The sequence below is a fragment of the Paenisporosarcina sp. P5_A11 genome, assembly GCF_056400705.1.
Genome location: NZ_JBFUKT010000175.1, coordinates 1 through 6,714 on the forward strand (window position 1 = coordinate 1; position 6,714 = coordinate 6,714).

10 protein-coding genes and 1 other annotated feature are annotated in these 6,714 nt (G+C 40.1%); of the genes, 9 read left to right on the forward strand and 1 reads right to left on the reverse strand.

Annotation, left to right across the window (positions count from 1 at the left end; genetic code table 11):
* Positions 1-486 precede the first annotated feature (486 nt).
* The 9 genes from AC1DOS_RS16740 to pheA all read left to right on the forward strand — a co-directional run bounded on the left by AC1DOS_RS16740 (position 487) and on the right by pheA (position 6,019).
* A complete protein-coding gene (locus AC1DOS_RS16740) occupies positions 487-1,047 on the forward strand; it encodes a hypothetical protein (RefSeq protein WP_108586427.1) in 561 nt (186 codons plus the stop codon).
* Positions 1,034-1,633, forward strand: a complete 600-nt coding sequence (locus AC1DOS_RS16745; RefSeq protein WP_477538421.1) for a metalloprotease — start codon at positions 1,034-1,036, stop codon at positions 1,631-1,633. The genes AC1DOS_RS16740 and AC1DOS_RS16745 overlap by 14 nt, the downstream gene beginning before the upstream one ends.
* A gap of 39 nt (positions 1,634-1,672) precedes the next feature.
* Positions 1,673-1,748, forward strand: a sequence feature (ribosomal protein L21 leader region).
* Between the two features lie 14 nt (positions 1,749-1,762).
* Positions 1,763-2,071 carry a 50S ribosomal protein L21 gene (gene rplU, locus AC1DOS_RS16750; RefSeq protein WP_108586425.1) on the forward strand — a complete coding sequence of 103 codons (309 nt, stop codon included), beginning with the start codon at positions 1,763-1,765 and terminating at the stop codon, positions 2,069-2,071.
* A 12-nt stretch (positions 2,072-2,083) separates the two neighbouring features.
* Positions 2,084-2,419, forward strand: coding sequence for a ribosomal-processing cysteine protease Prp (locus tag AC1DOS_RS16755; protein ID WP_108586424.1), 336 nt, complete (start codon positions 2,084-2,086; stop codon positions 2,417-2,419).
* A 15-nt stretch (positions 2,420-2,434) separates the two neighbouring features.
* Positions 2,435-2,725, forward strand: coding sequence for a 50S ribosomal protein L27 (gene rpmA, locus AC1DOS_RS16760; protein WP_024534383.1), 291 nt, complete (start codon positions 2,435-2,437; stop codon positions 2,723-2,725).
* Between the two features lie 112 nt (positions 2,726-2,837).
* Positions 2,838-3,368, forward strand: a complete 531-nt coding sequence (locus AC1DOS_RS16765) for a Spo0B domain-containing protein (RefSeq protein ID WP_477538422.1) — start codon at positions 2,838-2,840, stop codon at positions 3,366-3,368.
* Positions 3,369-3,371: 3 nt separating this feature from the next.
* Positions 3,372-4,661 (forward strand): GTPase ObgE, encoded by a 1,290-nt coding sequence (obgE, locus tag AC1DOS_RS16770; RefSeq protein ID WP_477538423.1) that lies wholly within the window; start codon positions 3,372-3,374, stop codon positions 4,659-4,661.
* A 17-nt stretch (positions 4,662-4,678) separates the two neighbouring features.
* Entirely contained in the window at positions 4,679-5,134 is a 456-nt protein-coding gene (locus AC1DOS_RS16775) for an ACT domain-containing protein (RefSeq protein WP_477538424.1), read from the forward strand.
* A 12-nt stretch (positions 5,135-5,146) separates the two neighbouring features.
* A complete protein-coding gene (gene pheA / locus AC1DOS_RS16780) occupies positions 5,147-6,019 on the forward strand; it encodes a prephenate dehydratase (RefSeq protein WP_477538425.1) in 873 nt (290 codons plus the stop codon).
* A 153-nt stretch (positions 6,020-6,172) separates the two neighbouring features.
* On the opposite strand, the gene AC1DOS_RS16785 is transcribed toward pheA, so the two are convergent.
* Entirely contained in the window at positions 6,173-6,706 is a 534-nt protein-coding gene (locus tag AC1DOS_RS16785) for a 3H domain-containing protein (protein WP_477538426.1), read from the reverse strand.
* Between the last annotated feature and the right edge of the window lie 8 nt (positions 6,707-6,714).

Sequence of the window (6,714 nt, forward strand, 5' to 3'; positions counted from 1 at the left end):
CAATATCAAAGAAAGTTGCGRCAATACCCWATCCACRCAAAGTGTTRAAATCTTAATTWGGCAGCCCATCGCTTTCGCGAAGGGCTGCGTTTTTTGTGGGAAGAAGATCGAGAGGGAATTAGGAGGAAATTGGATAGTTGCGACGATAATGGAAGAAGTTGCGACAATACGACCTATAGTTGCGACGATAACACGGGAAGTTGCGATAATACGAGCAAGAGTTGCGCCAATATCRRAGAAAGTTGCGACAAAACGACTAAGAGTTGAGACGATACCACGAGAAGTTGCGACGATAAGACCTAGAGTTGAGACGATACCACGAGAAGTTGCGACAAAACGACCAAGAGTTGCAACAATACCACGAGAAGTTACTCCAATCCCCTAAATCTTGTTCTCATCCTGTATAGCCCCACTATAAAATCCATATATCAATAGAAATATATAAAACCACGTCTGCATATACTACCCGAAAAGGGGGGCTGCGGCATGAAATCTGTACAAAAATGGATTATCGCATGTATATTTACCGTTGGCATCATTGCAATTGTTCAAATCCAAGAGCAAAAAGGTGGAACTTCACAACTTCGCACAATATTTACCCAAGGGAAGGATATTCAAATGGTTCGCGAATTTGTAATCGCACAGTTACCAAGAGATTATCGTCCTGAACTTATTCCTGTGGCAGCGACTCCCAAAGACTCTATGATTCCGACGATGGCGACTTACGAGTCTATGCAACCTTATGAAGAAGGCGTGCTAGTTTCGTACACTACACCGATTCAAGTCACTGCGAGAGAAGATGGTATCATTCTCTTCACTGGACATACACGTCATACGGGGAAAACGATGACAGTTCTTTACGATGGTGGAGATATTGTGACATATGGTTTTGTTGAAAACTTTTCTAATTTACCTTATACAGCTGTCGGAGAGAATGACTTAATTGCAGAAGTTCAGCCAGGATCAATGTTTGTGAAAATAGAACGCGCAGGTAAAAATCTTGAACCCTCTGCGGTTACAGAATGGATGACGGATGTACTTTACTAAAATCCGCATGCATCCCATAATGATTCCTATTATTATCTACTTAATTGCTACTGCGCAGCTGGCGCACTATAGCATTATTATTTGTTCTTTACTTTTTCATGAATTAGGCCATATTGCGGCAGCTAAATGGACGGGCCTTAAGATGTCCAGTTGTACCATTCTTCCATATGGTGGGGCCATTAAACTGAAAAATCTTCAACTTGCTCCGCCGCATCATCAATGGCTTATTGCGATTGCTGGTCCACTCGCAACGGCAATCCTCTATTTAACTGCGCAATTTTTTTATTTTCCGGGACAAGCTTTTTTTAATGAAGTTCAATTGACCATTCTTGCGCTTAATTTAATTCCCATTATGCCTTTAGATGGTGGACAAGCATTGAAGGCCATTATTCCTAAACATCATCAAAATACACATTTAGCCCTGTCTATCTGCCTTTCAGTCCTGCTATTATTAGCTACATATAACAAATTGCATCTCGCATTTATATTTTCATTTATTGCATTTCAAAATATTCGTTCGTGGCAATACCGAAAATATGATGAAGCTTTCAATAAAATTGTCACGAAGCAGTTGACGCTACCCTAGCATTATGGTAAAGTTTTAATGTTATTGTTTGTAGCACCCGTGCTACTACAACCGCTCTGAAGAGGTCAAAGTATCTGAAAAGATCACCTTATTTAAGGCGAGTCTGAGTCTAAGAGGAGGTGCAGTAAAATGTACGCAATTATTGAAACTGGTGGTAAGCAAATCAAAGTTGAAAAAGGTCAAGAAATCTACATCGAAAAATTAGGTGTTGAAGCTGATGACGTTTTCACATTTGATAAAGTATTATTCGTAGGTGGAGACAATGTGAAAGTTGGAGTTCCTTTCGTTGAAGGAGCAACAGTTAAAGCGACAGTCGTGAAAAACGGCAAAGCTAAAAAAATCACTGTTTTCAAATATAAAGCTAAAAAGAACTATCATCGTAAACTAGGTCATCGCCAACCTTACACGAAACTTGTGATTGATTCGATCAATCTATAAGATGTGTAAAAGATGATTAAAGTAACGATTGATAAAAATCAATCCAATGACATTCGTTCTTTTGAAATGAAAGGACATGCAGATTTTGCTGAACATGGAAAAGATTTAGTTTGTGCAGCCGCAACAGCTGTTTCTTTTGGAGCAGTTAATGCAATCGTTGAACTTACAAAAGTGATTCCTGATGTGAAGCAAGGACAAGACGGCGGGTTTCTCAAAGTCTCGTTTTCTGATGACTTAGTTCCAAAAACGAATGAACAGGTACAATTAATTGTACAAGCGATGATTGTTTCTTTACAAACGATTGAAAAAGATTATGGACAGTATATAAAAATAACCTTCAAAAAGTAGGGGGTGAAACAAATGATGTTAAGATTAGATCTTCAGTTTTTCGCTTCGAAAAAAGGAGTAGGTTCGACTCGTAACGGACGTGACTCACAATCAAAACGCCTTGGCGCTAAACGCGCTGATGGTCAACACGTTTCTGGTGGTTCAATTTTATACCGTCAACGCGGTACTAAAATTTATCCAGGTGAAAACGTAGGCCGTGGTGGAGATGACACACTTTTTGCGAAAGTTGACGGTATTGTACGCTTTGAGCGTTATGGCCGCGACAAGAAAAAAGTTAGTGTATATCCTGTAGCTCAAGAAGCTTAATTCAAACAGCCAAAGGACTGCATAACTGCAGTCCTTTTTCTTTTGCAACAAAATCGCTTCATTTCTTGGTATACTAATGAAATGAGATTAGCATAATGGAGAGTGTGATTATATGACCGACAAAGCGTTTTCAGTAAATGAAGCATTGCGATTTGCAAGACATGATTTTCTAAATCAGTTGCAGCTTATTAAAATGAATATTGATCTAGCACGACTGGATGATGCGAAAGAGGTTATTGATCACTATACCACTGAAGTTAAAGCATTCTATGAATTAGCGAAGTTAAACTTACCTCTTACTTCGGAATGGCTACAAACCATGAATTGGCGTTTTGCCGGTTTTCAAGTGAACATATCTAGTCAAATTGAGTCTACCTGTAACACCTTATTAGATGCCTCTATTCGTGATGTGCTGGAACAAGCAATTACACTTTTGCATACACAATTAAGTCCGTTTAAAGAACAACATCTAAACATTCATATATTGTGTACTCAGTCTGAATTTAAACTTACGTTTGAATCAATCGGTGAATGGGAACCAATACAGCACGAAATTAACCACGAACCACTAGTTACATTGACTCATGAATGCAAAACGGCCACGAAATGGCGTTTTCATATAGAAGAAAGCAAGGAGGGATAGTCTATGTTTGTAGATCACGTAAAGATATCCATTAAAGGCGGAGATGGCGGAGATGGTATGGTCGCGTTTCGTCGTGAGAAGTATGTTCCAAACGGTGGACCCGCAGGCGGAGATGGTGGCCGCGGAGGAAGCGTAATCTTTGAAGTTGAAGAAGGTTTACGTACATTAATGGATTTCCGTTACAAACGATTTTTTAAAGCGGATCGTGGAGATCACGGACAAAGTAAAGGCATGCACGGCCGTGGTGCTGAAGATTTAATCGTTAAAGTTCCACCTGGTACAGTAGTAATGGCTGAAGAAGGCGGACCAGTTTTAGCTGATTTAGTCGAACATGGTCAAAGAGCGGTCATTGCAAAAGGTGGACGTGGAGGACGCGGAAACTGTCGTTTTGTAACACCTCAAAATCCAGCACCTGAACTGTCTGAAAAAGGTGAACCAGGATTTGAAATTGAAGTGGTTTTAGAGCTTAAAGTATTAGCAGACGTTGGACTAGTTGGATTCCCAAGTGTTGGTAAATCTACATTACTGTCTGTTGTATCTGCAGCGAAACCGAAGATTGCTGCTTATCATTTCACAACGATTGTTCCTAACTTAGGAATGGTTGAAACGACTGATGGCCGTAGCTTTGCAATGGCAGATTTACCAGGTCTTATTGAAGGCGCTAGCCAAGGTGTTGGTCTAGGTCACCAATTCTTACGCCATATTGAACGTACACGTGTAATTGTGCATGTTATCGATATGTCTGGAATTGAAGGACGTGACCCATATGATGATTATGTGACAATTAACGAAGAACTTCGTCAATATAACTTGCGTTTAACTGAGCGTCCACAATTAGTGGTTGCCAATAAAATGGACATGCCGGATTCAGAAGAAAACTTAGCAGAATTCCGTAAGAAATTACCGGAAGATGTGAAGATTTTCCCGATTTCAGCACTTTCACGTAAAGGGTTAAACGAACTTTTATTCGCCATTGCCGATTTACTTGAAGTAACAGAAGATTTCGTAATGCATGAAATGGCTGAAGAAGAATCTGACAAAACAGTTCTTTACAAACATACATCAGAACGTGAAGGTTTCGACATTACACGTGATGACGATGGTGCTTATGTATTAAGTGGTTCATCGATCGAACGTTTATTCAAAATGACCGACTTCTCACGTGAAGATTCAATTCGTCGTTTCGCACGTCAACTACGTGGTATGGGCGTTGATGAAGCACTTCGTGAACGTGGTGCAGAAAACGGTGATACTGTGAGACTTCTTGAATTCGAATTTGAATTCATCGAATAGAAAGTGAGGATGGGAACATGAAAGACGTATCTGAACAACGATATTTTTTAGTACGCGAAGATGTGTTGACAGAAGCAATGCAAAAAACCCTTGAAGCCAAGGAGTTGTTGCAAAGTGGAGAAGTCGCGTCAATTTGGGACGCGGTGAAAAAAGTGGACTTATCACGTAGCGCTTTTTATAAATATCGAGATGCCGTCTTCCCATTCCATTCCATTGTGCGCGAACGTATATTAACGGTGTTTTTGCAACTAGAGGATCGCAAAGGAACTTTGGCGACGTTGCTTCATACAGTTGCTGAGTCACAATGTAATGTGCTGACGATTCATCAAACCATTCCTATCCAAGGACGTGCCAATGTGACGCTTTCTCTGGATGTAACGGCGATGAATGTGCAATTGGATGATTTCATTCAACAATTGAAACGTTTAGATTTTGTGGAGTCAGCGGAAGTTATTAGTTCGGGTGCATCTTAAGGAGTGTTTAACATGGTAAAACAATCGTGGGAATCACGAGTAGCTTATTTAGGTCCAGAAGCATCCTTTACACATTTAGCAGCAGGTGAAGTGTTTGAAGGGGAGTGGCTGATGCCATATGCGACCATTCCAGAGTGTATTGAGGCAGTTGCGAACGATGAAGTCGAATATGCTGTTGTACCTCTAGAGAATGCTCTAGAGGGCTCTGTACCCCTAACTATTGATTATTTGTTTCATGATGTGAAATTACATGTGTCAGCAGAAATTTTATCACCGATTGAGCAACATTTTATGGTACATCCTGAGCAAGTGCCGAACTGGCAAGATATCGAATCGGTATTTTCCCATCCTCATGCGCTAGCACAGTGCCATAAATATTTGTATTATCGTTTCCGTGGGATACCTTTAGAACAGACGACGTCGACTGCAGCTGCAGCGAAATTTGTTTCTGAACATCCTGAAAAAACGTATGCAGCAATCGGTAATGAATTTGCTGCGAAGAAATATGGATTAACCATTGTGGAATCGAATATACATGATTTTCATTTCAATCATACGCGATTTTTTGTCCTTCAAAAAGCAAACAGAAAGCTGACTAAAGCAGGTCATGACGAATCGCCTAAAACGACACTTATGATCACTTTACCAGTCGATGATCGATCGGGTGCACTACATCAAGTGTTATCTGTATTTGCATGGCGTCAGTTGAATTTGAGTAAAATTGAATCGCGTCCATTAAAAACAGGTCTTGGTCATTACTTCTTTATCGTGGATGTCCTAGAAGATGAAAATGTAACGATGATGCAAGGTGCTAAAGAAGAATTACGTGCTTTAGGGTGCGAAGTAAAATCTCTAGGTACATATTTTACATACAAAAAGGAATGACTGCAGACTCTGCAATCATTCCTTTTTTATTTATTGGATAATGATCGTCGCAACTTCTTTGTTTATCGTCGCAACTTTTCCCACAATGTCGCAACTTCTTCGATTATTGTCGCAACTAACCAATTATCTCCTAATTCGCACGTAGAGCACTACCTATTGGTCATCCGCTAAAAATCCTTTAGATCTCATGCCTTCAATAGCTGCTTCTAAGAATTCACTTGAAGTGGCCGCGATCAAATGTAAATGAATGCCGCCTGTCAATTCGGATAAATAACTAGCACCGGTTTCTTTTACACGACTCAAAAATAAATCCACTTCATGACGATTGGAAACCATAATGGATGCAGTTAATTCACCGTATACAGGGTGTTCGACCGTGACGTTTTTTACCACCACACCTGCATCAACAAGGGTATATAATTCTTCTTGCGCATCAAGAGGTGTGTGAACACACGCTATTTGACGCTCAAAAGCAAGGCTGGTATTTAATTGATTCATATAAATGTATCCTTGACTGGTAGCTAAAATGGGCTCATTGCGTGCTTTTAATAGGGTCATGTCGCCAACTATGACTTGTCGGCTAACGCCTGCTTTTTTCGCGAAGTCGGTTCCTTTAATAGGCTCGGTTGCCAACTTTAACAGTTCAAGTAATTTTTGTCTTCGTTCTTCACCTAATAATTTCTTCAATACAATCC